Origin of the sequence: Sphingomonas sorbitolis (assembly GCF_036663875.1) — a bacterium.
Taxonomy (GTDB): domain Bacteria; phylum Pseudomonadota; class Alphaproteobacteria; order Sphingomonadales; family Sphingomonadaceae; genus Sphingomonas.
This window is the reverse complement of record NZ_JAXOJS010000001.1, coordinates 555,623-580,300: the sequence shown is the minus strand read 5'-3', so window position 1 is coordinate 580,300 and position 24,678 is coordinate 555,623. Positions and strand designations below refer to the sequence as shown.

The window sequence follows — 24,678 nt, the reverse complement described above, 5'->3', positions numbered from 1 at the left end:
GTCGCCACCTCGTCGCATTGCCGGACGTCCTGACCGTCATCCGCCGGTCACCGCGGCGACATTGTCGTCGCCGTTACGGTCCACGTAGAAATTATAGGGATCGACGCCGGCGAATGCGGGCTTGCGCGTCGTGACGATGCGGATGACCTGTTCGCCCGAGCGGATCGGGCGGCGTTCCTTCAGGATGACGTCCTTTGTCGCAAAGCTGCCAAGCCCGGGACGCTGATCGAACACCCCGACGTCGATCATATCCGACAACGGTGCTTCGGTTTCGACGCCTGCACCATTGGCATGAGACTTGGTGGCTTTGATCGTCAGTAGCGTTTCGAAACGGCCGTCGGATCGCTTGCGCGTAACGGCTGCGGTCGTCTTCAGGTCGTACACGGTGATCCGGTCGAGCAGGTCGAGCACGAGTTCTCTTTCCGCCGGGGTTCGCGCCAACGACAGGAACCCGTCGACCAGATCGAGCGAGCGCGGATATGGCTTGCCCTTGAACCGATACCGCGCAAGCAGGCCGCGCAGCATCGCGTTGACCCGCGCCTCGCCAAGCCGATCCTGGAGGAGGTACATCACCAGCGACCCCTTGCGGTAGTGGATGTACCCCTGGCCCTCGACCCGGTCGAGCGGGACTTCTTCGACGACCTCGCTACCACGCGAACGCAGATAGCTGTCGAGTTCATACTTCAGGAAGCGGCGAATCTTGTCGTCGCCATATTGATGTTTCATCACCATCAGCGCCGAATATTGCGCCATCGTCTCAATCAGCATCGAGCCGCCCTGCATATCCGCGCTGACCAGTTGATGACCCCAATATTGGTGGCCTAGCTCGTGTGCGGTGATGTAACTGATATAGTCGACCTTGGCCGGATCGCGGTTGTCGGCAATGAACCCGAGCCGTTCGGAATAAGGGATCGTGCCAGCGAACGCCTGCGCGTAGCTCGCATAGCCCGGATATTCGAGGATGCGGGCATAATCGAACTGATAAGGCCCGAAATTAGCGCGGTAATAGCGGAGCGAACGCTGCATCGCGTCGAGCATCCGATCGACGTTGAAGGCATGCTGCGGATCGTAATACACCGTCAGTGCAGTGCCGTCGGCGGTACCGTTCTTCTGCGCGTATGCCGCTGACTGGACCGAGAAGAAGGCAAGGATCGGAACGGTCGACACGAACCGGGCAGTGCGCCGCCCGCCAGCGACGGCGTCCGAGACTTTCCGACCCGGCGCGATCGGGATCTGGCTGGCGAGCGTCGAGACGGTGATGTCGGAACGAACCCATGGTGCGTTGCCCAGCAGGTTGCGGTCCTGTGCAGTGCGATCCTCGAGCTTGGCAGGACGGAGTTCGGGCGTCAGGCCGTATTTGCGCCGTTTCGAACGCTCCTCGAGCAGGCCATCCTTGCTCATGCCGATCTGCGGCGCGAATTCGCGATTCTCCAGAAACGTACCGTTGGCCACCACGCGCGTGTCGTCGCCCGTGGCGACGAGGCCGCGTTGCCAGCGGGTCGTGTGGAACGTCAGCGTGCCATGCGCGCCCGGCGCAAGCGGAGTCGCGAACCTGTAGATACGGTATTGCAGGTCGGAATCGTCCATCACCAGCACAGCGCCGGGAATGGCGACCGCCCCCAGCCGGGTCCTGTCGTCGGGCAGGCGAACATGAAGGTCGCGCACCGGCGCACCGCTATCGTTGACGAACGCGTAGGTGCCGTCGGTCTCGAGCCGGCGTTGGTCGGGATAGAGCGCGACGTTCAGCCGGATATCCGTGACCGAAGGCTGCTTTACGCCGAGATAGCGTAGATATTTTTTCTCGTAGAGCGCTTGGCGCGCCTCGCCATCCTGCTTGGTGCGATAGACGCTCAGGACGTCCATCTGGTAGTACAGGAATACGCCGGTCGCAGTGGCGATGATGAGCGCGCTGGCCAGGACCGCGCCGGGCGTGCCGATCAGACGACGTGGCACCTGCACAAGCCGCACCCGCAGTCGGGTTTCGGTGCCGCACCGCCAGAGCAGATGCGCGAACACGCACAGGCCCAGCGCAATCGCGCCCCAGTACAACCGCAACCACCATGCCCGCGCGCCACCGATCTGTGCGCCGTTCATGTCCGACAGCGTAACGGTGCCGACCGTGCCATATTGGTAGAGTGGGTGTTCGAAGCCCATGTTGGTCAGCGTGATCGTGCCGACGAGGTAGAGGACCATGATCGCCCAACCGATATATTTGTTCGGACTGAGCGCCTGGACGAATACCGCCAGCACCGCGAGGATCACGGCATCGACGGTCATCGGCAGCACCCACCACGCGACATAATGGCCGAGCGCCAGATCGGTCTGGCCGCGCGAAAGCTGGACGACGCACGCAGTGACGACCGCCACCACGGAGGTCGCGAACAGCACGCCGGTGATCGCCAGGACTTTCGGCACGAGATACGCCCAATTGGGCAGCGAAGTGGCGTCGACGATCTCGTGCATCCCGCGCTCGCGGTCGCGCCAGACGAGTTCGCCCGAATAATAGATCGCGATGATGAGCGGGATGATGCTGAATGCACCCTCCAGCGTCCCGATCACCGCAAAGGTCAGCGGGCGGATCGCGGTACCGTACATCTCGTTGGACGAGAGCAATGCGGCCAGCGCGTTGAAGATGCCGATCAGCATCAGCACGAGGAATGCGGGACTGCGGAACACGAGCGCCATCTCGAACCGGCAGCGCTCGCGAAGGCGGGTCCAGCCCGCGGCGGCGGGACGCGCCGCGGGGAGCTGGTCGACCAGCAGCGGCGGGGTGGCGGCGAGCTTTGCGGTCGTCCGGCGTTGTCGGCGAAGCGCCCGTTTCGAGACGCCGCGCTCGGCGAACGAAAAGCGGACATAGGCGATGCCGATCGCGACGAAGCCGATCAGGATCGCGAACAGCCGGTTCCACACCAGCACGCCCGTAAAGGGGGGCAGGCCGGCATTCGCCTCGCTGGCGGTGAAATAGCGCGTGGTGCTCGCAAAGGCGCCAAGCCCGAACGGTTCGAGATAGCTGCCGACCGCGCGCCATTCCGGTTTCGCCCGCAGCACGGCGTTGATCGCCAGGTACAGGACCAGGAAGACGATCACGCCGAGATAGCTGTACATCATCGACCGCGTCATCGTCGCCACCGCGAAGAAGATTGCGGAGGTCATGAACACGCTCGGCAGCGCCAGCAGGAAATAGGCATAGGCATAGTCGCCAAGACGATTGGGTCCGAGCCGTTCGGCATCGACCCACGGCATCATCGACCCCAGCCAGATTGCCAACGGGATCGCGACGAACGCCAATGCCGCGGCACCAAACGCGCCCAGGAACCGTGCGGTCAGATAGTCGAACTTGCTGACGCGCGTCGACCGGACCATCGGCCCGAACCCGCTCTCGTCGTCGCGGACGATCACGTTGGCGACGAACGCGGTCGTCACGAACATGAAGAACAGCGACATGATCAGGTGGACCTGGGCGATCGCGACCGGTGCATTCTTGTGGATGTTGGCACCGCTGCCGATCTGGATCTGCTCGATCGTCATCGATCCGAAGCTGAGCAGGAAGAACAGGATCGCGACGGTCCAGAAGACCGGGTTGCGCAGTTGATAGCGCAGTTCGAAGCGGGCGATCTGGCCGAACATCAGGCAGCGACGAACTGGTCGGATGCCGCTGCCGGTATTCGCCGCGACCTAGCGAGCGTCGAGAAATAGACGTCCTCGAGCCCGCCATGTGCGGCGGCAAAGCCATCGCCGGGATCGTCGGGCGACAGGATGTGGATGATCGTCCGGCCAGCGAACAGGCGTGTCGAGATCACCTCGTAGCGCAGCTTGGCCTCATCGAGTTCGTCCCTGCCGATCGTCTTCGCCCAGACCTGGCCGCGGGTCCGCTCGATCAGGTCGAGGGGGGCGCCTTCGAGCTGGATCCGCCCGCCCGCTAGTACCGCCATCCGCGGGCACAGATCGGCGACGTCCTCGACGATGTGCGTCGACAGGATCACGACGACGCTCTCGCCAATCTCGGCCAGCAGGTTGAGGAAGCGGTTGCGTTCCTCCGGGTCGAGGCCAGCGGTCGGTTCATCGACGATGATGAGACCGGGGTTGCCGATCAGCGCCTGCGCGATGCCGAAACGCTGGCGCATGCCGCCCGAGAAGCCGGCGATCGCCTTCTTGCGGACGCTCCACAAATTGGTCTGGTTGAGCAGCGTGTCGACCGTCTCCTTGCGTTCGCGCGCCGAGGCGATCCCTTTGAGCACTGCCATGTGATCGAGCATGTCGTACGCCGACACGCGCGGATACACGCCAAAATCCTGCGGGAGATAGCCGAGCGTCTCGCGCAACGCCTCCGGGCTGGCGATCACGTCGATATCGCCGAACCGGATCGTCCCCGAGGTGGGGGTCTGCAACGTCGCCACCGTCCGCATCAACGTCGACTTGCCCGCACCATTGGGACCAAGCAGTCCGAACATGCCGTTGGGGATGCTCAGCGTCACGTCATCCAGCGCGCGCGTGCCATTGGCATAGACGTGCGTGACGTTGACCAGATCGAGCATGTGGAACCCCCGTTCGTTTCGAAGGCGCAACCTATCAAGTGTATTGCCGTTGTAAAGCGCTCAGACTGAGGGGATGCCCCGCGCGCGGTGGCGCACGATGGATTTCAGGGGCGGCGAGTCAGCACGATCCTTGTGTTTCAAAGACGTCGCTAGGCGGCGGGTAGTTGTGTCGATCCTGAGTTAACCGCGCGCCAACATGCGGAAAACAATCTTGTATTGTTGAGCGGGCCCCGACAGAGACGCGGAGCGGTCGGCGTGGAAAAGGCGGAATGGTGTCGAAGGAATTCGCGTTCTTGGGCGACGGCGGGCGACTGGCGACGCTGATCGGCGAGACGGACTGGGCGTCGACCCCGCTCGGACCGATCGACGGCTGGCCGCAATACCTCAAGACCGCGACGTCGATCATCCTGCGGGCGCCGGTGCCGATGGCGTTGTTGTGGGGCAGCGACGGCGTCATGATCTATAACGACGCCTATGCCGCCATCGTCGGCGCCCGGCACCCCGCGGGTTTGGGGGCAACGGTTCATGCTGCGTGGCCCGAGGCGCGGGCATTCAACGAGCATGTCCTGCGCGTCTGCCTGGCCGGCGAAACGCTGTCGTTCGCGCGACAGGAGATGTCGCAATATTTTCCGACACGCGATCATGCGGTCTTTCTCGATCTCAATTACTCGCCGGTGCTCGATCATGATGGCGTGCCCGGCGGCGTGCTCGCCGTCGTCGTCGAGACGACCAACGCGGTGCTCGCCGAGCGCGGGCTGCGGGGAGAGACGCACACGCTCGAGACGCTCAACCTCACCGGCGCGGCGCTGGCGGCCGAACTGGAGCTCGAGCCGCTGATCCAGATGGTGACCGATGCCGGCGTCAAGCTGACCGGTGCGCAGTTCGGAGCGTATTTCCACAACCTGATGGATGAGACGGGCGAGAAGCTGCATCTGTTCACGCTGGCCGGCGCCGAGCGTGCGGCGTTCGAAGCGCTCGGGCGCCCGCGTGCGACCGCGGTGTTCGGCCCGACCTTCCGCAACGAAGGCGTGATCCGTTCGGACGATATTCTCGCCGATCCGCGCTATGGTCGCAGCGCGCCGCATTACGGAATGCCCAAGGGGCATCTGCCGGTCCGCAGCTATTTGTCGGTGCCGGTGACGTCGCGATCGGGGGCCGTGCTGGGCGGGTTGCTGTTCGGGCATTCGGCGGTTGGGCGGTTCACCGAGCGGCACGAACGGCTGCTGGTCGGGGTCGCGGCGCAGGCGGCGATCGCGATCGACAATGCACGGCTGTTCAAGGCGGTCCAGGACGTCAACGACACGCTGGAGCAGCGCGTGGTCGAGCGTACGCTGGAGTTGACCGAGGCGCACGAGGCGCTTCGCCAGGCGCAGAAGATGGAGACGCTGGGCCAGCTGACCGGCGGGATCGCGCATGATTTCAACAACCTGCTGACGGTCATCCGCGGATCGGCCGATCTGCTCAAGCGCCCCGACCTGACCGAGGATCGCCGGACGCGCTATATCGCCGCGATCGCCGATACCGCCGACCGTGCGACCAAATTGACGAACCAGCTGCTCGCGTTCGCCAGGCGATCGTCGCTGACGCCGACCATCGTCGATGCGCGGACGATCCTGCGCGGGATGACCGACATGATCGCGACGCTGTCGGGCGCCTTTATCGAGGTGTCGATGCGGCTTCCCGACGAGCCTTGCCTGGTCAACGCCGACGCCAGCCAGCTTGAGACGGCGATCGTCAACCTGGCGGTCAATGCGCGGGATGCGATGCACCAACGCGGCCGCCTGACGATCGACGTCGATGCCGCGCAGCGTATTCCGGCGGTCCGCGGTCACGCGGCACAGCATGGGGATTTCGTCAGGATCGCGATCCGCGATACCGGCACGGGCATCGACCCTGCGCATATCGAGCACATCTTCGAACCGTTCTTCACGTCCAAAGCAGTCGGCCACGGCACCGGACTTGGGCTGTCCCAGGTCTTCGGGTTCGTCAAGCAATCGGGCGGTGAAGTGATCGTCGACAGTGTCCCGGGCGAAGGCGCGACGTTCGCGCTGTATCTCCCGCGCGAGCGTAATATGACCCCGATCATCGCCGATCCGGAGCCGGCCATCTGTCCCGAGCAGGTCTCGCTGCGTATCCTCGTGGTCGAGGACAATCCCGATGTCGGCAATTTTGCGATTTCGGCGCTTGCCGATCTGGGTCACGCTATCGTTTTTGCGCGCGATGCCGAGGAAGCGCTCGACGTGCTCGACGGGCAAACCACGAGGTTCGATGTCGTTTTTACAGACGTGATGATGCCGGGCATGACCGGGATCGAGCTCGGGCGCGAGATCCGCCGGCGCTATCCCGAGACCGCGATCCTGCTGACCAGCGGGTATAGCGAAGTCATTTCGCGGGAAGGCTCGCATGGATTCGATCTGTTGCGGAAGCCGTATTCGATGGGCGAACTTGCCGCTGCGCTTCAGCGCGCAACGTCGGCGTTTGTCGAGTAGATCCAGTCAGTCGACCGACGGTGCGGCGCAATAGGTGGCGACCATCGTCCGGATATCGACCTTCGCCTTCAACCGAGCGGCCAACAACGCCGTGCCGCTGATCTTGCGCTGGACGAACAGCGTGTCGATCGGCGGGAGGTGCCAGGTCTCGCGATCGCGCGCGATCTCGGTGCCCTGCTCGCGCAGCACGCCGACGAACGCGCGGTCGCCAAAGTCGAACGGGCCGGGCTTGGCGAGCTCGCCGAGGATCACGTCGATCATCCGGTCGACCAAGGCTCGATGCCGGACCACCGCCGCCTCGCCGAGGAAACCCGCAGCGATGGCGGCCTCGCGAACCGCATCGCGGTCGCCAGCCAGTGCGGCGGCGAGCAGGCGGCGATAGCCTTCGCCGGTTTCCGCAGGCAGCGGGCGCGCCGCACCGAAATCGAGCAGGACTAGCTTTTCGGTATCGGGCTGCCAGCGGTAATTGGCGAAGTTCGGATCGGTCTGCATCAACCGCCAGTCGAATAATTCGCGAAGGACCAGCGAGATCAGATCATGCATTACCCGGTCGCGCACCGCCTGCGGGGCGGTTTCGAGCGACTCGACGGGCACGCCGGTGACGAAGCTCATCGCCAGCACGCGCGGTGTCGTCAGGTCGGCGACCAGCGACGGCACGACAAACGCGCTCTCGCCCGCCAGGAGTTCGCCGTAGCGCGCGAGCATCGTCGCCTCGCGCAGATAGTCGGCCTCCTCGTGGAGCTGGCGCTTCGCCTCGTTCAGCAGCGGGGCGATGTCGAGCGACTTGGGCAACAGCCCCGACACGCGGAGCAGCGTGGCGACGTTGTCGACATCGGCGTCGATGCTGTCCTTCACGCCGGGATACTGGACCTTGATCGCCAGTTCGGATCCGTCGGGCAAGCGCGCGCGGTGGACCTGGCCGATCGAGGCGGCGGCAACCGGGTGCGCCTGGAAATGCGCGAACCGACGGCGCCAGTCCTTGCCCCATTCGGTGGCGAGCACGCGGTCGAGCTGTTGCGGCGGCATGTGGTGCGCGTTGTTGCGAAGCTTGGCGAGGATCGTCGCGAGTTCGGGCGGGAGCATGTCGCCCGCGTCCATCGAGATCATCTGACCGAGCTTCATCGCCGCGCCGCGCAGATGCGAGAGCTGATCGGCGACGCGCGTGGCGTTGGCGGGGGTCAGCAGCAGGTCGCCCATGCTCGGACGTTCGCCGCTGGCGAGCCGCCGTGCACCTTCCGCGACGACCCCGCCGGCGACACCACCCGCGAGACGTCCGAAAACGCCGAGACGCGCGAGACGGCCACTGGGAATCGCGCGTCCTGCGCTGGCTTTGCTGCCGCGGTCTTCGGTCAAATCACATCCTTCGGTCGCTGGGCGCGACCTTCGACCAGAATATGGGGCGGGAGAGCGAGGGCGCAATTGATGTGAGTCACCGCGGACCGATAACATCTCGATCCTCCCCCTGGCGGGGGGAGGATCGACTGGCGTTCTATTCTGCGTCGGTCAGGCGAACCGTCGCTGTTGCGGCCTCCAGCGGATCCGCAAGGATCGTTTCGCCGAGCGATGCCAGCACCGCGGCCGCGAGCGCGTCGAGGCCGTAGGGCTTCTCCAGCATGATCGCATCGGTTTCGTCCGCGACCGACGCCGTATCCCCCGTCGCGAAGACGATGCCGACGCCAGGCCGCAACGCCCGCGCGGTCCGTGCGAAGTCCGGCCCGGACACGCCCGGCAGGTTCACGTCGGTGACCAGCGCATCGATCGGCACGGTCTGGAGCGCGGTCATCGCGTCCTCCGCGCTCGCCGCGTCGACCACCACGAAGCCGCTGCCCTGCAACATCTCGGCGGTGTTGGCGCGGATCAGCGCGTCGTCCTCGACCAGCAGCACGGTGCGGCGGGCAGGCGTGTCGAGCCGACGATCGGCCTCGATCCGTGCGTCGCGCGCGGCCTTGGCGGCGGGGCTGCCCGAGCGCTGGCGATTGGCGAGCACCTGGCGGAATTTCCGCGCGAGGGCTTCCCGCGTGTATGGCTTCGACAACAGCTCGAGACCCGCATCGAGCTTGCCGCCATGGACGATCGAATTCTCGGTATAGCCAGATGTGAACAGCACCGCGAGATCGGGCAGGCGTTCCTTGGCCTTCCGCGCGAGTTCGGGGCTTTTCAGCGTGCCGGGCATCACGACGTCGGTGAACAGGATATCGATCGGCACGCCGCTCTCGACCACGTTCAGCGCGCTGGCCGCGTCGACCGCCTTCAGCACGCTGTAGCCGAGATCGGTGAGCAGCTCGACGACCGTGCCGCGCACCTCGTCATCGTCCTCGACCACCAGGACGGTCTCGATGCCGCCGGAGATCGGGCTGGCATCGGCGACGACCTCGACGTCCTCGCTCTCCATCGCGCGCGGCAGGTAGAGCTTGATCGTGGTGCCTTCGCCGACCTCGGAATAGATCTTCACATGGCCGCCGGACTGTTTGACGAAGCCATAGACCATCGACAGGCCGAGGCCCGAGCCCTTGCCCTCGCTCTTGGTCGAGAAGAACGGTTCGAAGACCTTTTCAATGATCTCCGGGCTCATGCCGGTGCCTGTGTCCGACACGGCGAGCATCACATATTGCCCGGCTTCGACCTCGTCATGACCCTGTGCGTAGCTGTCGTCGAGATGCGCGTTGCCGAGTTCGATCGTCAGCTTGCCCTGGCCCTCCATCGCGTCGCGCGCGTTGATCGCGAGGTTCAGGAGCGCGTTCTCGATCTGCGCAGGGTCGATGAAGGTGTTCCACAGGCCACCGCCGACCACCGTCTCGATCTCGATGCCTTCGCCGATCGCGCGACGGAGCATGTCGTCCATCCCGCGCACGAACCGCGTGACGTTGACGACCTTGGGCTCGAGCGCCTGGCGACGCCCGAACGCGAGCAGCTGCGCGGCGAGCTTCGACCCGCGCGAGACGCCGGCCATCGCGTTCTCGACCCAGCGCTCTGCGCGCGCGTTGCCCGCGAGGTTCTTGCCGAGCAGCTGGAGGTTGCCCGAGACGACCTGGAGCAGGTTGTTGAAATCATGCGCGACGCCGCCGGTGAGCTTGCCGACCGTCTCCATCTTCTGCGACTGGGCGAGCTTGGCTTCGGCCTGGCGACGTTCGTCGATCTCGCGGATGACGCGCGCTTCGAGCGTCTCGTTGAGCTGGCGGAGCTGATCCTCGGCGCGCTCGCGGTGGCGGACTTGCCGCGCGAGCGCCTCGGCCTGTTCGCGCAAGGCGGCTTCGGCAGCGCGCTGATGCGTGATGTCGGTGTGGACGCCGACCCATTCGAGGATTTCGCCGGCGTGGTCGAACATCGGCAGGCCGCGTACCGCGAAAGTGCGCCACGTCCCGCAGTGCCGACGGACGCGGTGCTCGAAAACGAACATCGACTTGCTAAGGACGGCGGCAGTCCACGCCTTGATCGTCGACGCCACATCGTCCGGGTGGATCGCGTCGGCCCAGCCGAAATTCTGGTATTCGTCGATCGACTGGCCGGTCAGCGCCGCCCAACCGGGCTGTTCGCCGATCATCCGGCCATCCGGGCTGTTGGTCCAGAGTACGCCGTGGACCGCGTCCATCGCGGTGCGGAAGCGGCCGTTGCTGATGCCGATCGCCGCTTCGCGCTCGGCGCGCTCCTCGACGTCGATGCCGAGCACGTAGATGCCAGGGATCGCGCCATCCGCCGCGATGTGTGGCACGTAACGAAATTCGGCACGGCGTGCGCGACCGTCGCGGTGCGGAAAGACGGTCTGCGCGGTGAAGCTTTCGCCGGCCAGCGCCCGGTCGAATGAGGGGCGGCGATCCTGATAGACCGTGTCGCCGAGGACGTCGCGGACGGGTCTGCCGATCATGGCTTCGGGGTTGGCGCCCAGCCACTCCTCGTACTGCGCATTCGCCAGGCGGTAGACGTGATCGCGGTCGATGTACGAGATCAGCATGGGCACCGCATCGGTGATCCGGCGCAGTTCGGCTTCGCTGGCGGCGAGACGGTGCTCGGCTTCGACCCGGCCGGTATTGTCGACCATCGTGCAGAGCACGCCGCCGACGCCGGCATGCGGGCGGTAGACGGGCGTATAGAACAGGTCGAGCGTCAGCGTCTCGGGGCCGTCGGGGCGCTGGAACAGGATCGGCTGATCGCGATAGGCGACGGTCTCGCCGCGGAAGCCGGCTTCGAGGACGGCGCGGTTCCAGTCCCACACTTCGGGGAATGCGGTCGCGACCGGGCTGCCGAGCGCGGCGGGATGGCGATCGCCGGCGACGGCACGGTAGCTGTCGTTGTAGAGCATGATGTGCTCGGGACCCCACATCACGACCTTGGCGACCGGCGAGTTGAGGATGTTGGCGAGCGTGACGCGGAGCTCGGCGGGCCATGAGTCGATCGGGCCGAGCGAGGTCGCGCTCCAGTCGCGCTGGCGGACGAGCATGCCGCATTCGCCGCCACCGATCAGGCTTTCGCTTGACGATGTCGCTTCGCCGTCGCGCATCCGTTCGAGCGCGGTGCGGAGAATCGTGGTGGCGTCGCCGTGGCCGGCGGCGGCGAGATCGTCGATATAGCCTGCAAGGTCGTCTGGCAGGGAAATGGTGCGCGACGCGACTGGGGTTGTCATGCCGGACTAGTGCGTATGCGGCGCACGCGTGTCAATGAATTCGCGTGGTTAGGGGGTGGCATGCGCCGTATCCAGACACCCGTCACCCCCGCGAAAGCTGGGGTATCCCCGTGACGAGCGATCCTTGCGCCAAGCCTGATACCCCAGCTTTCGCTGGGGTGACGGCGTTTGAATGCGTCGGGCGCAGCAGCTTCCGCCGGACACCGCACCACCGGCAGAACCCAAGAGGGCGCTTCCGTACGGCAGCGCCCTCTTCCCTATCACTTCGAGTCGATCAGCCCTCGGTGCGCGGCAGGCCCAGCGGGTTGCCGTGCTTGACTGCCTTGGGCAGCAGCGCATCCGGCAGGTCCTGATAGCAGACCGGGCGCAGGAAGCGCTCGATCGCCGCGGTGCCGACCGAGGTCGTGCGTGGGTCCGAGGTGGCCGGGAAGGGGCCGCCATGCACCATCGCCGGCGCGACCTCGACACCCGTCGGCCAACCGTTTGCGAGGATGCGCCCAGCCTTGCGCTCGAGCACCGGCACCAGCGCGGCGGCGTCGGCATAGTCACCTTCGTCGATCTGCAGCGTGATCGTGAGCTGACCCTCGATCTTTTCCAGTACGCTGTGAACCTCGGCGAGATCGGCGCAACGGACGATGATCGAGGCTGCCCCGAACACTTCGTGCGACAGCGCCGGATCGGCGACGAACGCCTTGCCGGTGGTCGAGAACAGCGCGGCGCGACCGCGGTTTGCGCCCTCGGCCTCGGTGCCTCGCGCGAGTGTCTCGACCGAGTCGTGCCCGGCGAGCGCCGATACGCCCTGCTCGTAGCTGGCATGGATGCCGGGCGTGAGCATCACCTGCGGCGCGGCCTCACCCAAGGCGGCAGCCGCTGCCTCGACGAACACGTCGAGATCGGGGCTGTCGACCGCGACGACGATGCCGGGGTTGGTGCAGAACTGACCCGACCCCATCGTCAGCGACCCGACATAGGCCTTGCCAAGCGCTTCGCCACGCGCCGCGAGCGCGGCGGGGAACAGGATGACCGGGTTGATGCTGCTCATCTCGGCATAGACCGGGATCGGCTCGGGACGCGCTGCGGCGAGCTTGACCAGTGCGAGGCCACCACCACGCGAACCGGTGAAGCCGACCGCCTTGATCCTTGGGTCGGTGACGAGCGCCGCGCCGAGTTCGTTCGCCGGACCCTGCACCAGCGAGAACACGCCCTCGGGCAGCCCGCATTTGGCGACGGCGGCCTGGATCGCCTTGCCGACCATCACCGACGTGCCGGGATGCGCAGGGTGACCCTTGACGACGACCGGGCAACCGGCCGCCAGCGCGGAGGCGGTGTCGCCACCCGCGACCGAGAAGGCGAGCGGGAAGTTCGACGCCCCGAACACAGCGACCGGACCGACCGCGATGCGGCGCTGGCGCAGGTCGGAGCGGGGCATCGGCTTGCGGTCGGGCTGCGCGTCGTCGATCACGACCGACGCCCAGGTGCCCGCGCGCAGATGCTTGGCGAACAGGCGGAGCTGGCCGGTGGTACGACCGCGCTCACCCTCGAGACGCGGGCGGGGCAGGCCGCTTTCCTGGATCGCACGCGCGACGAGCGGCTCGTGGATCGCCTCGATCTCGTCGGCGATCGTCTCGAGAAATACTGCGCGAGCCTCGGGATCGATCTCGCGGAAAGCGTCGAACGCCGCTGCGGCGAGCGTGCACGCCTCGGCGACATCGGCCTCGCTCGATACGGCGAAGGCGGGCTCGATCCTCGCATCCGTCGACGGGTCGATCGCGAGGAAGGTGACGTCGCTGCTCACGGCGCGCGCGCCGATCGGGAAGGTGCCGTCCATATCAATTCTCCAGGTCAGTCGATGCCCGCCGGACCATCGCGTCGGGGCCGGCGAGCGTTGCGCATGCAGTATTAGTGGGAGCGGTAACACGCAAGCGCAAGCCAAGCGTGATCACGGTGCAACGGCTTTGATGATGTTGCGATCACGGCGTCACGGCCGACGGAAGGATGCCTTCAAACCGAGTTTGCCCCGCGAGGGAATGGGTGAGCGTAAGATCGCCATTATGGCCGCGAACGATCTGGCGAGCGAGGGCCAGCCCTATTCCGCTGCCCGCCTGTTTCGTCGTGAAAAAGGGTCGGAAGATGTCCTTCAGGTTCTCAGCAGGAATACCGGGTCCGTTGTCCGTCATGGTTATGCGCGTTTCGCCGACGCGGGCCTGGATAGCCAGCGTGACGTGAGGAGCGGGCGTGGCGGCCAACGCCTCCGCTGCGTTTTGCAGCACCGCCCAAATTGCGGCGGTCAATTGATCAGGATCGGCCAGCAGAAGCGCCGGCGCCTCCTCAAGATCGGCGGTGAAGGCGATGTGGGGCCATCTGATCGTGAACAACGCCGTAAGGTCGTTCACAAATCCCGTGAGCGGAATCCGCGCGGGGATCGGCAAGGGCAGCTTTGCGAGCGTACGGTAGCTTTCGCCGAAACGATGCAGGCTGGCGGCGCGGCGCGCGACCGTCTCGATCGCCTCGCGGATCTTGGGCAGCGCAGGCTCGGGATCGTCGAGCATCGCCACCGCGGTCTCGGCGAGCGAGGCGATCGGGGTCAGCGCGTTGACGATCTCATGGCTCAGCACCTGGACGAGATCGCGCAATGCGGCAGCCTCGGCCGCCTTCAGTTCGGCGTCGATGTCGATCAGCGCGCCGATCCGCGTCATCCGGCCGGTCAGCGCGAGATCGCCGGTGGCGAGCGCGAAGCTGCGGACGTCGGCGTCTTGGCCGATGTCGATCGTGACGGTGCGGCCGGGACGGGTTTCCGAGAGCGCCGCGACGAGCCCCTCGGGTGGATCGGCGACCAGATCGCTGGCGCCGAGCAAGCGCCGCGCGGCGCGGTTGACGACGCGCAGCCGACCGTCGTCGAGCGCGACCAGCGGTGCGGGCGACAGATCGAGATAGGCGTTCAGGCGGCGCCGTTCCTCTTCTCCGGGGAAAACGGGCGCGGGGGGCGGGGGTGCCGGCGGCTGTCGAGGACCGCGATCGACCAGGTCGAGCGCGGCGATCCAGATCGTGATCAGCGCGGCAAGCAATGCGGTGGCGTACAGGCCGCGCATGGCGGCAACCGCGCCGCCAGCGCCGGCCGCGGCGATCACCAATGCGCGCAGCATCCCGCGCACCTGGTCAGAGGCCATAGCGCGCCATCCGTCGATACAGCGCGGCGCGCGTCAGACCGAGTTGGGCGGCGGCGCGGCTGACGTTAAAGGCATGGCGTTCGAGTGCTGCGGTGATCAGGGACTCTTCGTTGCGGGCCAGCGACAGGTCGGGCGCGAGCGCTGCGGGCTCGGCGGTGGCGGGTGACAGCATGAGGTCGCCGTTGCCGAGCAGTACCGCGCGTTCGATCGTCTGGCGCAGACCGCGGACGTTGTCGGGCCAGCGATCCGCGGCGATCGCGCGCGCGGCCTCTTCGTCGAGCGCTATGGTCGGCCGGCCATGACGGTACGCGAACAGCGCCAGGAAATGGCGGGCGAGCATCACCGCGTCGCCGCCGCGATCGACGAGCGGGGACAACGGGATTTCGATCGTGGCGATCCGGTCGAGCACGTCTTCGCCGATCGCCGCCCGGATCCCGGTGCGATCCAGCCGCGCGGTCGCTATGACGCGAATGCCATCTAACGCAGCCAGCAGAACGCCGTTGAGCGCGCGAGGCAGTCGGTCGATATGGTCGATCACCAGCATCCCACCAGCTGCGGCCGCAGTGCGTTCGGCGATAGCCGCGGCGTCCGCCGCCTCGGCATCCAGCGTGACGAGCGGCAAATGGGCATGCGGCGAGGCCTGATGGATCAGCCGGGCGATCAGCGTCTTGCCGGTGCCCGCAGCACCGTGGACGAGGATCGGCGCGGTGGTCGGCGCGACGCGGGCGATCAGGTCGCGGGCGCGCGCGATCCCGGCGCTTTCGCCGAGCAGGATGCCGTCATGGACAGGCGGTGTCGCGGCGGTCTCCAGCCTCGCGCGGCGCAGCGCCAGACCGCGCTCGACCGTCGTCAGCAGCCGTTCGTTGTTCCAGGGCTTGATCACGAAATCGGTCGCGCCGCTGCGCATCGCCCGCACTGCCACCGCGATCCCGCTATGCCCGGTGACGACGATCACGACCGCGCGCGCGTCCGCGGCGATCAGCCGGTCGAGCATCGTGAAACCCTCCTCGCCCGTGGTCCGCCCGCGCGCGAAATTCAGGTCGAGCAGGATGACGTCGATCGGTTCGCCCGCGAGCAATACCCAGGCCGCCTCCGGGTTCGCCGCGGTCGACACGCGCATCCCATGCCGCTCGAGCAACAACCGCGCCGCCTTGGCGATGTCGGGATCGTCGTCGATGACCAGGATATGCGATTCGGTTGACATGGCCGGCATAGTGTCCGGAAACGGACAGTTGGTACAGTCGTAGTGACCGCTCCGGTGCTTTCCTCAACAAAGCCGCCTAATAACAGCGGCTTAGGTTTGCTTCGTTCGATCCCGTACACTGTCGGCATGACGGAGACGACCTCAACAGGAACCGGTACCGCAATGGACCGGCGTATCGAGCGTCCGCACGCCCGGCGGCGCAAGCGGATCGTGCGCGGTGCGCTTGTACTCGTAGTGCTGGCTGCCGCGGTGCTGCTATGGGTGCTGATGCCCGGCGCCAATGCGCTGACCGTCGATGCCGCGGCGATCCGCACCGGCGATGTGTTGCGCGCGCCGTTCCGCGATTTCGTGCCGCTACGTGCCGAGGTCGCACCCTTGCGCACCGTGTTCGTCACCGCGATCTCGGGCGGACAGGTCGCCGAACTCGCCGCAAGCGACGGCGCCATGGTCGCGGCCGGCACGCCGCTCGCGCGCCTGTCCAATCCATCGCTCGAACTCGACGTCGCCAGCCGCTCGGCCGATATCGTCGGGCAATTGAGCGCGATCAGCGGCCAGCGGCTGTCGGTCCAGAACACCAGGCAGGATGGCGCACGCGATCTGGCCGAGGCACGCAACGCGCTGTCCAAGGCGCGGACGTTGCTCGCGCAGAAGCAGGTGCTGTTCGACCGGGGGATCATCACGCGCGCCGCGATCGATCCGGTGCGCGAGGATGTCGGCTATCAGCAGGCGCGCGTTTCGGCGCTCGATCGCGGGACCGCGGAAGTGGGGGCGACGCTGGCGGATCAGTCCTCGGGCATCGCCGCCACCGCGCGGCAGTTGCGCGAGAGCCTGGCGATGGTTCGCGCGAGCCTGTCCGCGCTGGTGCTGCGCGCGCCGGTCGCGGGACGGCTGACCGCCTTCACGTTGCAACCCGGCCAGACGCTCAAGAGCGGCGACGCGGTCGGCCAGATCGACTCCGAAGGACAGTGGAAGCTGACCGCCGATGTCGATCAATTCTACCTCGGACGCGTCCGGGCCGGGCTGGCGGCGACCGCGGATATCGACGGGCGCAGCTATCCGATGTCCGTCATCAAGATCCTGCCACAGGTGACCGAAGGCCGGTTTCGCGTCGAGCTTGGTTTTCGTGGGGCTGCACCCACGGGACTGAACCGCGGCCAGACGCTCGACGTGCGGCTCGTGCTCGGCGCGGACCGGCCCGCGGTGGTCGCGCCCTCAGGCGGCTGGCTCGATGCCGGCGGCACCACCGCGTTCGTGCTCGACGGTGACAAGAAGGCCGTCCGGCGGGCGATCGTCACCGGTCGGCGCAATCCCGACCAGGTCGAGATCGTCTCGGGCCTCGCCCCCGGCGAACGGATCGTGACCACCGCGCTCGGCACCTACACCCCCTTCCAGACCCTCATCATCCGATAGGATTCGATATGATCCAGCTACAGGACCTCAGCCGCACCTATGCCTCGGACGAGATCGAGACGACCGCGCTCGGCGGTATCGACCTGCTCGTCGAGGCGGGGGAATTCGTCGCGATCATGGGGCCGTCGGGGTGCGGCAAATCGACCTTGCTTAACATCATCGGCACGATCGACCGGCCGACCGATGGACGCTATCTCTTCGAAGGCGCCGATATCGCGCGCGCTCCCGAGGCCGAACTCGCCAGGCTGCGCCGCGACAGGCTGGGCTTCGTGTTCCAGAGCTTCAACCTGATCGACGAGCTGACGATCGCCGAGAACGTCGCGCTGGGGCTCGCCTATCGGACGATGCCCGCGCGCGAGAAGAAGGAGCGGGTTGCGGCGGCGATGGACCGCGTTGGCATCGCCCACCGCCAGCGTCATCACCCGCACCAATTGTCGGGCGGCCAGCAACAGCGCGCCGCGATCGCCCGCGCGATCGTCGGCGAGCCGCGGCTGATCCTCGCCGACGAGCCGACCGGCAACCTCGATACCGAGAACGGCGCACAGGTGATGGACATTCTCGGCCAGCTGAATGCGGAGGGCGCGACGATCGTGATGGTCACGCACAGCCCGTCGCACGCCGATATCGCCAAGCGGACGGTGCATATGCTCGACGGCCGCATCCTGTCGTCGGCACGGCGCGCCGCCTGATGCGCCGCTCGCTCCAGATGATCGTGCTGATGCTGCTCGTGGTGGTGCTCGTCCGCCATCTCGCGGCGACCAAGCCCGGGGCCAAGCCCGGCCCCCAGCTCGACCCCACGCCCGATAGCGAAGCCTGAAGGAACCGCCATGTCCGCGCTCACCAGTCTCTATCGCTCGCTCGCGCATCACCGGTTGTTCGCGCTGCTCAACATCGGCGGTCTCGCGCTCGGGATCGCGACGTTCCTCGTCCTGTTCCTCTTCGTGCAATTCGAGACCGGGTACGACCGCGTATTGCCGCAACAGGACCGCTTGTGGGTGATGGAGGAGCGCTATGTGATGCCGGGCTACCCGGCGGACACCAATCCGAGCACGATGGGCAGCGAGCTCAAGATCCTGCAGGCGGATTACCCGCAGCTGGTCGGCACGCGCTACATGAACATGGCGGCGACGGTGCAACAGGGCGGGCAGGCGACCGCCGAGGATTTGGGCACGGTCGACCCGAACTTCTTCGATCTCATGCGCTTTCCCGCGGTCGAAGGCGATCCGGCAGCAACGCTCGCCGATCCGAACGGCTTGGTCGTCACCCAGAAGACCGCGCGGAAATATTTTGGGAGCCAGTCGGCGATCGGCCGAACGCTGCAACTGTCGATCGATGGGACGACCTATCCCTACAAGGTCGGGGCGGTGCTGCGCGACATGCCCGACGACGTCACCTTCAAGAGCGAGATGTTCGCGCAAATCTCACGGACTCGCTTCGGCAACGAATGGTGGGAGCATTGGGGCAGCGCGTCGCTGACCACGTTCCTGCGGTTTCCCGATGCGGTGGCAGCGCGGGCGTTCGAGGCGCAATTGCCCGCCTTTCTCGACCGGCACGCCTATGCCGACCACAATCTCAAGAAAGGCGAGTATTTCCAGTCGCTGCGACCGCTGACCGCGATGCATCTGTATAGTCCGGGGGATCGCGCGATCGTCACGACCTTGGGGGCGGTCGGGCTGCTGACGCTGCTGATCGCGATCGTGAACTACGTCAATCTGGCCACCGCCCGTGCCGGGTTGCGTGCGCGCGAGGTGGCGATGCGCAAGGTGCTGGGCGGCACGCGGCAGTCGCTCATCCGCCAGTTCCTGGGCGAGGCGCTGGCGACCGTCGCGGTGGCGGCGCTGATCGGGCTCGCGCTTGCCGAGATCGCGCTGCCGTTCGTCAACGCGCTTGGCGGAACGTCGCTGGCGATCCGCTATGTCGGTTGGGACGGCGTCGTCCTGCCGCTGGTCCTGCTGGTCCTGGGCATAGCACTGGTCGCGGGGCTGTATCCCGCGTTCGTGCTGTCGGGGTTTCGCCCGGCGGCGGTGCTCGCCTCGACGCGCGCGCCCGGTGGTGGGCGGAGTGGCACGAGGCTGCGGAGTGCCTTGGTGGTCGTGCAGTTCGCGATCGCGATCGCATTCGCCATCGCCACCGGGGTCATGCTCAAACAGACCGAGCATATCCGTGACGCCGATCTCGGTTTTCGTCGCGACGGCTTGATGATCGTCCGCTCGCTGATGACCGGCGGGATCGACTCCCCGCAGCGCGCTGCGATCCTGCGCAGCCTCGCGGCGGCCCCCGGCGTCGTCGGTGTCACCGTCGCCAACAATGCCCCGGGCGACCAGAGCACGACCAATTTTTCGGGGTACACTCGCGCGGGCGCGTCGGGCGGCAAGATATCGTTGATGGATGTCGGTACCGGTCGCGACTATTTCCGCGTGTACGGCGCACGGCTTGTCGCGGGGCGCCTGTTCGACGCCGCGCATGCCGACGACCGCGGCCTGTTGACGACGGCCGAACGCAAGCGGGCAGGGCCCAACGTGGTGATCAACCGGACCGCGGTGACCGCATTGGGCTTCGCGTCGCCGGCCGCGGCACTGGGACAGGCGATCAACGATGGCGAGCGGGACGCGACGATCATCGGCGTGGTCGACGACCTGCGCTTCAGGAGCCCGCGCGATGCCGTCACGCCGGTCGCCTACACCTACAACACGGTCGATATCCTCTCGCCGTTTGCGGCGGTGCGCTATGCCGGCCGCGATGCGAAGACGATGATGGCGGCGCTCGAGGCGGCCTGGAAGCGCGTCGTTCCCGGCGTTCCGTTCGAGGCGCGCTCGGTCGAGGACAATCTGTACCAGCGCTATTACAAGGCGGATGCGCAACGCTCGCGGCTGTTCACGATCGGCGCGGTGCTGGCGGTCCTGATCGGTTGCATCGGGCTTTACGGCCTGGCGGCGTTCGACACCGCGCGGCGCGTGAAGGAGATCGGTATCCGCAAGACGCTCGGCGCCTCGACCGCCGAGGTGCTGCGGCTGCTGATCGGGCAGTTCCTGCGACCGGTGATCCTCGCCAACCTCGTCGCGTGGCCGCTCGCCTATGTCGCGATGCAGCGCTGGCTCGGCGGGTTCGACGACCGGATCGCGCTGTCGCCGCTGTTCTTCGTCGGTGCCTCGCTCGCCGCGGTGCTGATCGCGAGCGGCACGGTCTTCGGCCAGGCCTGGCGCGTCGCCCGCGCCGAGCCCGCGCGCGCGCTGCGTCACGAATAGGGGCCGATCGATGTCCCCAGCCTTCCTGACGCTGTACCGTTCGCTCACCCGGCATCGGCTGTATGCTGTGCTCAACATCGGCGGGCTCGCGCTCGGCATCGCGGTGTTCCTGGTGCTGTTCCTCTTCGTCCGCTTCGAGACCGGATACGACCGCGCGTTGCCGGGATGGGAGCGGGTCCGCGTCGTCAAGCAGACGATGCAGTTTCCAGGGTCTCCGGAAATGGCCATCCCTTCGCCGATGCCGCTGCTCGGCCAAATCGAGAGCGACTGGCCAGAGGTCGACGGCGCGCGGTTGCTGGAGGACTCGATGCCGGTGCAGAACGGCACTATGCTCACCAAGGAGAAGGTGGCCCGCGTAGACCCTGCCTATTTTACGCTGTTTCCCCTGTCAGCGATCGCCGGAAACCCCCATTCAACACTTGCGACCCCCGATGGCGCGGTGGTCACGCAGCGGATCGCCGAAACCTACTTCGGCAAGGGACCTGCGATCGGACGCACGCTGATGCTGATAGTCGATGGCAAGGCGACACCGTTTCAGGTCGGAGCGGTGATCGCCGAACCGCCGGCTGCGATGACGTACCGCCACTCCATTTATGTCGCCTTGCCGAGCGTGGATGTCGGCTTGGCGGGCGGGTCGGGCGTGGTCACCTTCCTCCGCTTTGCCGATGCACAGGCCGGGGCGCGAAGGGCTGCGATGTTTCCGGCATTCCTGCGCCGCCATCCCGGTCTCAATTTCGCGGACCTGCCGCGCGACGTGCTGAAGCAGAGCTTGGTACCGGTGGCCGATGTTCATCTGGCGAACCCGACCGACCGGATCGTCGTCGGTGCCTTGGGGTCAGTCGGCGTCCTCGCGCTGCTGATCGCGATCGTGAACTACGTCAATCTGGCCACCGCGCGCGCCGGGTTGCGTGCGCGCGAAGTGGCGATCCGCAAGGTTGTCGGCGCGACCCGCCAAGGGCTCGTCGCGCAGTTCGTCGGTGAGGCGATGGTGACTGCGGCAATGGCTGGGCTGATCGGGCTGGCGCTTGCCGAACTGGCGTTGCCGCTGGTCAACGTCGCTGGCGGTACGACGCTGTCGATGACGTATATCGGCACGGGATCGATCGTGCCGCCGCTTATGCTGCTGGTCCTCGCGGTCGGGCTGGTCGCCGGCATCTATCCCGCGTTCATCCTGGCGCGGTTCCAGCCGGCGGCGGTACTTGCGTCGGTCCGTTCGCCGGGTGGGCATCGTGCCGGAACGCTGCTGCGTCGCGCGATGGTGGTCGGCCAGTTCGGAATCGCGATCAGGTTGATGATCGGTACCGCGGTGCTGGTAGCCCAGACGCGCCATCTCCAGGCTTCGGACGTCGGGTTCGATCGTGAAGGGCTGATCGCTCTACGCATGTTCGGGGACTAGGCCATCGACGATAGTCAGCGGCGGGCGTTCATGGCCGCGGTTGCGCGACTACCCGGTGTCATGGCGGTGGCACAATCGGCGGTGGCACCGACCGGTGGCAGCTTCGGGATCGCGGCGATGCACCGCGAGGGTGCAACCGGCACGGAGCCGATGATCGTGCGTGCCGACGTCGCGCAGGGGTTCTTTGCGACCTATGGCGCGCATCTGCTCGCCGGACGATTTCTCGATGCGCACCGCTATCGCGGTGACGACGCGCTACGCAAGGCACCCGGTGCCAGCGCGATCGTGCTGAACCGGACCGCGGTGCGAATGCTGGGTTTCGCCACCCCGCAGGCGGCGATCGGCCGTACCGTCCGCGACGCCAGCAACGCGGGCACGGGGAATAGCGCCACCGTCGTCGGGGTCATTGATGACATGCGGTTCAAATCACCCCGCGATCCGGTCGAACCGCAAGCCTATTACCAACGCGATCAGACCCTTTCGAACCCCGTCCTAGCCGTCCGTCATGCCGGCGATGGTCGCCAGTTGACGGCTGCAATGGAGACGCTCTGGCGGCGGATCGCGCCGGCTATACCCTTTGTCGCGTTGCCGGTGGATCGACAATTATACGACACCTATTACCGCGCCGATGCGCAACGGTCGCACCTGTTCATGATCGGAGCAGTGCTCGCCGTCGCGATCGGCTGTATTGGTCTCTATGGCCTAGCCGCATTCGACACCGCGCGGAGGATCAAGGAGATCGGTATCCGCAAGACGCTCGGGGCCTCGACCGGTGACGTCCTGACGCTGCTGATCGCGCAGTTCCTAGTTCCTGTCTTCGTTGCGGGAGTGATTGCAATACCGGTGTCATACCTTGCGATGACCCGCTGGTTGGCCGGGTTCGACGATCGGGTCGCGCTATCCCCCTGGCTGTTCGTGGGGGCGATCGCGTTTGCCGGGAGTATCGCGACGGCAACGATCTTTGGTCAGGCATGGCGGGTCGCGCGCAGCGAGCCTGCGCGCGCCTTGCGGTACGAATAGCTCCGACGCGGCGCTCCGTAGTTCGCAACCGGTCTACGCACCGGAGGATCATGACGTTTTACTCTATTCGTCCAACGAATCTGCACGGTGCGGACGACGCCGCGCGAAGAGATATTCGTTTCATAGTGCCGGACGCGTTGCGGACGGTGGCGGCGCTACCATGTTGTCGGGATGCATGATGATTTGATCCGTCTCGGCCTTATCGATGACGACGACGTCGTTCTCGACGAGGCGGCGCTGGCGTTGGCGATGCCCGATCATCCCAATGTCGATCCCGATCGCGTGCTGAATGTGTTTCAGTCGATCGCAGACAGGCTGGCCGCAATCGGCGGCGAGGCGCGTGACGCCAAGTCGCAGGCCCGGCTTCTCGCCAATGTCCTTGGCGACGAATTCGGTTTTGTCGGTGATCGAACGACGTATGATGATCCCGCCAATACCGACATGATCCGCGTTATCGAACGCCGTCGGGGGCTGCCGGTGAGCCTGTCGATCCTCTACGTCGCGGCGGCGCGGCGGCTGGGTTGGACGGCGAACATGCTCGACGTTCCGGGCCATGTGCTCGTGTTGCTCGGCGAGGACGCGGTTCCGGTCATGATCGATCCGTTTCGCGGAGGCGAGGCCGTCGATCGCGATCAACTCGTCGTACTGCTACAAACGATGGATCCCGGGCGGATCGCTGCGGCCAGCCACGTCGCGACCATGTCGAACCGGGCGATCCTGGTCCGCCTGTTGCTGAACGAGGCGACGCGGGCGGAAGCGGCAGGGGAGGGACGGCGCGCGCTCACCCTCTACCACCGTATGACCCTCGTAGCGCCCGACTCCGGTCATGCCTGGTGGGAGCGGGCGCGTCTCGAACTCATTGGCGGCGACGTTGCCGGCACTCGCAAGAGTCTAAGTGCCATGCTGGAGATCACACGCGAGCCGGAACTGCGCGCAAAGGTCTCCAGCATATTGGCGTCCTTGCAGACGTGAGAGCCGCGTCGGGGTTCAACCGGGAATACCCCAGTTCGCATCCTCGTTCGCGGCCTTGGCGGTCCGCACCAGATGCTCGACATAGTTCTGGAAAACCGGGACCGTAAAGGTGACGAGCGTCGGCTCGCCGTTCGGCTCCTTGAACCTGAGCACGACGAAGCGGCTGCCTTCCTCGTCGAGGACCAAGCCGGCTTCCATAGCGCCGGGGCCGCTGGGCGTGATGACAGTTGGGGTCATGGACAGGTTCTCTTGGGTGCGGCGTTACGCGCTAGGCGGGCGCAGCCACGTCGCAACGCCGATGTTGTCGGTTCGGCATCAATTTGCACAGGTTCGTCGACGTGTCACGGTCGCGTGCGTCGCAGGTCGATGATGAGAGCGTCAATCGCGTGGCGGTCGAACGTATGCGGCGGGACGCGACGATCGGGTAATGATACCGACAGGCCGCGACGCGCGTCCGGCGGCATTGCGGCAACCGTCTCCACCACGTGGTGCAGCGGGCCTTGCTGCACCATCTTGCGGCTCGCCGCCGTTTCAGTCGTACGGTCGGTGACCCGGATCAGCGTCGCCAACTCGTTCCACGGGATACCCATGTCATTCCCCCCAGGCCACAGTCCAAAAGGGT

17 protein-coding genes are annotated in these 24,678 nt (G+C 66.3%); 8 read left to right on the top strand and 9 right to left on the bottom strand.

All coding sequences use genetic code 11. The annotated features are described in order from the left end of the window. Positions 1-36 precede the first annotated feature (36 nt). The gene (locus tag U1763_RS02360) at positions 37-3,627 is read right to left on the bottom strand and encodes an ABC transporter permease/M1 family aminopeptidase (protein WP_332753926.1); all 3,591 of its coding nucleotides are present in this window, start codon (positions 3,625-3,627) and stop codon (positions 37-39) included. Continuing rightward, positions 3,627-4,535 (bottom strand): ABC transporter ATP-binding protein, encoded by a 909-nt coding sequence (locus U1763_RS02355; protein ID WP_332753925.1) that lies wholly within the window; start codon positions 4,533-4,535, stop codon positions 3,627-3,629. The genes U1763_RS02360 and U1763_RS02355 overlap by 1 nt, the downstream gene beginning before the upstream one ends. A gap of 272 nt (positions 4,536-4,807) precedes the next feature. On the opposite strand from U1763_RS02355, the gene U1763_RS02350 reads away from it, so the two are divergent. Further along, positions 4,808-7,024, top strand: coding sequence for a hybrid sensor histidine kinase/response regulator (locus U1763_RS02350; protein ID WP_332753924.1), 2,217 nt, complete (start codon positions 4,808-4,810; stop codon positions 7,022-7,024). 6 nt (positions 7,025-7,030) lie between these two features. Here U1763_RS02350 and U1763_RS02345 read toward each other — a convergent pair whose 3' ends face one another. From U1763_RS02345 to U1763_RS02325, 5 genes are all read right to left on the bottom strand, one after another. After that, positions 7,031-8,377, bottom strand: a complete 1,347-nt coding sequence (locus tag U1763_RS02345; RefSeq protein ID WP_332753923.1) for an ABC1 kinase family protein — start codon at positions 8,375-8,377, stop codon at positions 7,031-7,033. Positions 8,378-8,513: 136 nt separating this feature from the next. Then, complete coding sequence (locus U1763_RS02340; protein WP_332753922.1) at positions 8,514-11,642, bottom strand: PAS domain-containing protein; 3,129 nt, start codon at positions 11,640-11,642, stop codon at positions 8,514-8,516. Positions 11,643-11,916: 274 nt separating this feature from the next. Beyond that, positions 11,917-13,470 carry an aldehyde dehydrogenase (NADP(+)) gene (locus U1763_RS02335; protein WP_332753921.1) on the bottom strand — a complete coding sequence of 518 codons (1,554 nt, stop codon included), beginning with the start codon at positions 13,468-13,470 and terminating at the stop codon, positions 11,917-11,919. Between the two features lie 142 nt (positions 13,471-13,612). Then, positions 13,613-14,809 carry a sensor histidine kinase gene (locus U1763_RS02330; protein ID WP_332753920.1) on the bottom strand — a complete coding sequence of 399 codons (1,197 nt, stop codon included), beginning with the start codon at positions 14,807-14,809 and terminating at the stop codon, positions 13,613-13,615. Further along, complete coding sequence (locus U1763_RS02325) at positions 14,799-16,013, bottom strand: sigma-54-dependent transcriptional regulator (protein WP_332753919.1); 1,215 nt, start codon at positions 16,011-16,013, stop codon at positions 14,799-14,801. Before U1763_RS02325 ends, U1763_RS02330 begins: the two co-directional genes overlap by 11 nt. A gap of 126 nt (positions 16,014-16,139) precedes the next feature. On the opposite strand from U1763_RS02325, the gene U1763_RS02320 reads away from it, so the two are divergent. The 7 genes from U1763_RS02320 (at position 16,140) to U1763_RS02290 (ending at position 24,056) form a co-directional block, all read left to right on the top strand. Beyond that, positions 16,140-17,423, top strand: a complete 1,284-nt coding sequence (locus U1763_RS02320) for an efflux RND transporter periplasmic adaptor subunit (protein WP_332753918.1) — start codon at positions 16,140-16,142, stop codon at positions 17,421-17,423. Between the two features lie 8 nt (positions 17,424-17,431). Next, positions 17,432-18,112, top strand: coding sequence for an ABC transporter ATP-binding protein (locus U1763_RS02315; RefSeq protein WP_132741823.1), 681 nt, complete (start codon positions 17,432-17,434; stop codon positions 18,110-18,112). Beyond that, positions 18,112-18,240 carry a hypothetical protein gene (locus U1763_RS02310; protein ID WP_279388909.1) on the top strand — a complete coding sequence of 43 codons (129 nt, stop codon included), beginning with the start codon at positions 18,112-18,114 and terminating at the stop codon, positions 18,238-18,240. Before U1763_RS02315 ends, U1763_RS02310 begins: the two co-directional genes overlap by 1 nt. Positions 18,241-18,250: 10 nt before the next feature. Next, the gene (locus U1763_RS02305) at positions 18,251-20,668 is read left to right on the top strand and encodes an ABC transporter permease (RefSeq protein WP_332753917.1); all 2,418 of its coding nucleotides are present in this window, start codon (positions 18,251-18,253) and stop codon (positions 20,666-20,668) included. Between the two features lie 10 nt (positions 20,669-20,678). Beyond that, positions 20,679-22,064 (top strand): ABC transporter permease, encoded by a 1,386-nt coding sequence (locus U1763_RS02300; RefSeq protein ID WP_332753916.1) that lies wholly within the window; start codon positions 20,679-20,681, stop codon positions 22,062-22,064. A 30-nt stretch (positions 22,065-22,094) separates the two neighbouring features. After that, complete coding sequence (locus U1763_RS02295; protein WP_332753915.1) at positions 22,095-23,084, top strand: FtsX-like permease family protein; 990 nt, start codon at positions 22,095-22,097, stop codon at positions 23,082-23,084. A 171-nt stretch (positions 23,085-23,255) separates the two neighbouring features. After that, on the top strand, positions 23,256-24,056 hold the full coding sequence (locus U1763_RS02290; RefSeq protein WP_332753914.1) for a SirB1 family protein: 801 nt from the start codon (positions 23,256-23,258) through the stop codon (positions 24,054-24,056). A 15-nt stretch (positions 24,057-24,071) separates the two neighbouring features. Here the strand turns inward: U1763_RS02290 and U1763_RS02285 are convergent, their stop codons facing one another. Then, positions 24,072-24,293, bottom strand: a complete 222-nt coding sequence (locus U1763_RS02285) for a hypothetical protein (RefSeq protein ID WP_332753913.1) — start codon at positions 24,291-24,293, stop codon at positions 24,072-24,074. A 104-nt stretch (positions 24,294-24,397) separates the two neighbouring features. Further along, positions 24,398-24,646: a hypothetical protein gene (locus tag U1763_RS02280; RefSeq protein ID WP_332753912.1), complete on the bottom strand. Its 249-nt coding sequence runs from the start codon at positions 24,644-24,646 to the stop codon at positions 24,398-24,400. Positions 24,647-24,678: the final 32 nt, after the last annotated feature.

Bases quoted from the DNA above. Each gene is read 5' to 3' on its own strand.
- U1763_RS02340 (WP_332753922.1), bottom strand. From the start codon at position 11,642: ATGACAACCCCAGTCGCGTCGCGCACCATTTCCCTGCCAGACGACCTT.
- U1763_RS02330 (WP_332753920.1), bottom strand. From the start codon at position 14,809: ATGGCCTCTGACCAGGTGCGCGGGATGCTGCGCGCATTGGTGATCGCC.
- U1763_RS02305 (WP_332753917.1), top strand. From the start codon at position 18,251: ATGTCCGCGCTCACCAGTCTCTATCGCTCGCTCGCGCATCACCGGTTG.
- U1763_RS02320 (WP_332753918.1), top strand. From the start codon at position 16,140: ATGACGGAGACGACCTCAACAGGAACCGGTACCGCAATGGACCGGCGT.
- U1763_RS02355 (WP_332753925.1), bottom strand. From the start codon at position 4,535: ATGCTCGATCTGGTCAACGTCACGCACGTCTATGCCAATGGCACGCGC.
- U1763_RS02285 (WP_332753913.1), bottom strand. From the start codon at position 24,293: ATGACCCCAACTGTCATCACGCCCAGCGGCCCCGGCGCTATGGAAGCC.
- U1763_RS02325 (WP_332753919.1), bottom strand. From the start codon at position 16,013: ATGTCAACCGAATCGCATATCCTGGTCATCGACGACGATCCCGACATC.
- U1763_RS02310 (WP_279388909.1), top strand. From the start codon at position 18,112: ATGCGCCGCTCGCTCCAGATGATCGTGCTGATGCTGCTCGTGGTGGTG.
- U1763_RS02335 (WP_332753921.1), bottom strand. From the start codon at position 13,470: ATGGACGGCACCTTCCCGATCGGCGCGCGCGCCGTGAGCAGCGACGTC.
- U1763_RS02280 (WP_332753912.1), bottom strand. From the start codon at position 24,646: ATGGGTATCCCGTGGAACGAGTTGGCGACGCTGATCCGGGTCACCGAC.
- U1763_RS02315 (WP_132741823.1), top strand. From the start codon at position 17,432: ATGATCCAGCTACAGGACCTCAGCCGCACCTATGCCTCGGACGAGATC.
- U1763_RS02360 (WP_332753926.1), bottom strand. From the start codon at position 3,627: ATGTTCGGCCAGATCGCCCGCTTCGAACTGCGCTATCAACTGCGCAAC.
- U1763_RS02300 (WP_332753916.1), top strand. From the start codon at position 20,679: ATGTCCCCAGCCTTCCTGACGCTGTACCGTTCGCTCACCCGGCATCGG.
- U1763_RS02295 (WP_332753915.1), top strand. From the start codon at position 22,095: ATGGCCGCGGTTGCGCGACTACCCGGTGTCATGGCGGTGGCACAATCG.
- U1763_RS02290 (WP_332753914.1), top strand. From the start codon at position 23,256: ATGCATGATGATTTGATCCGTCTCGGCCTTATCGATGACGACGACGTC.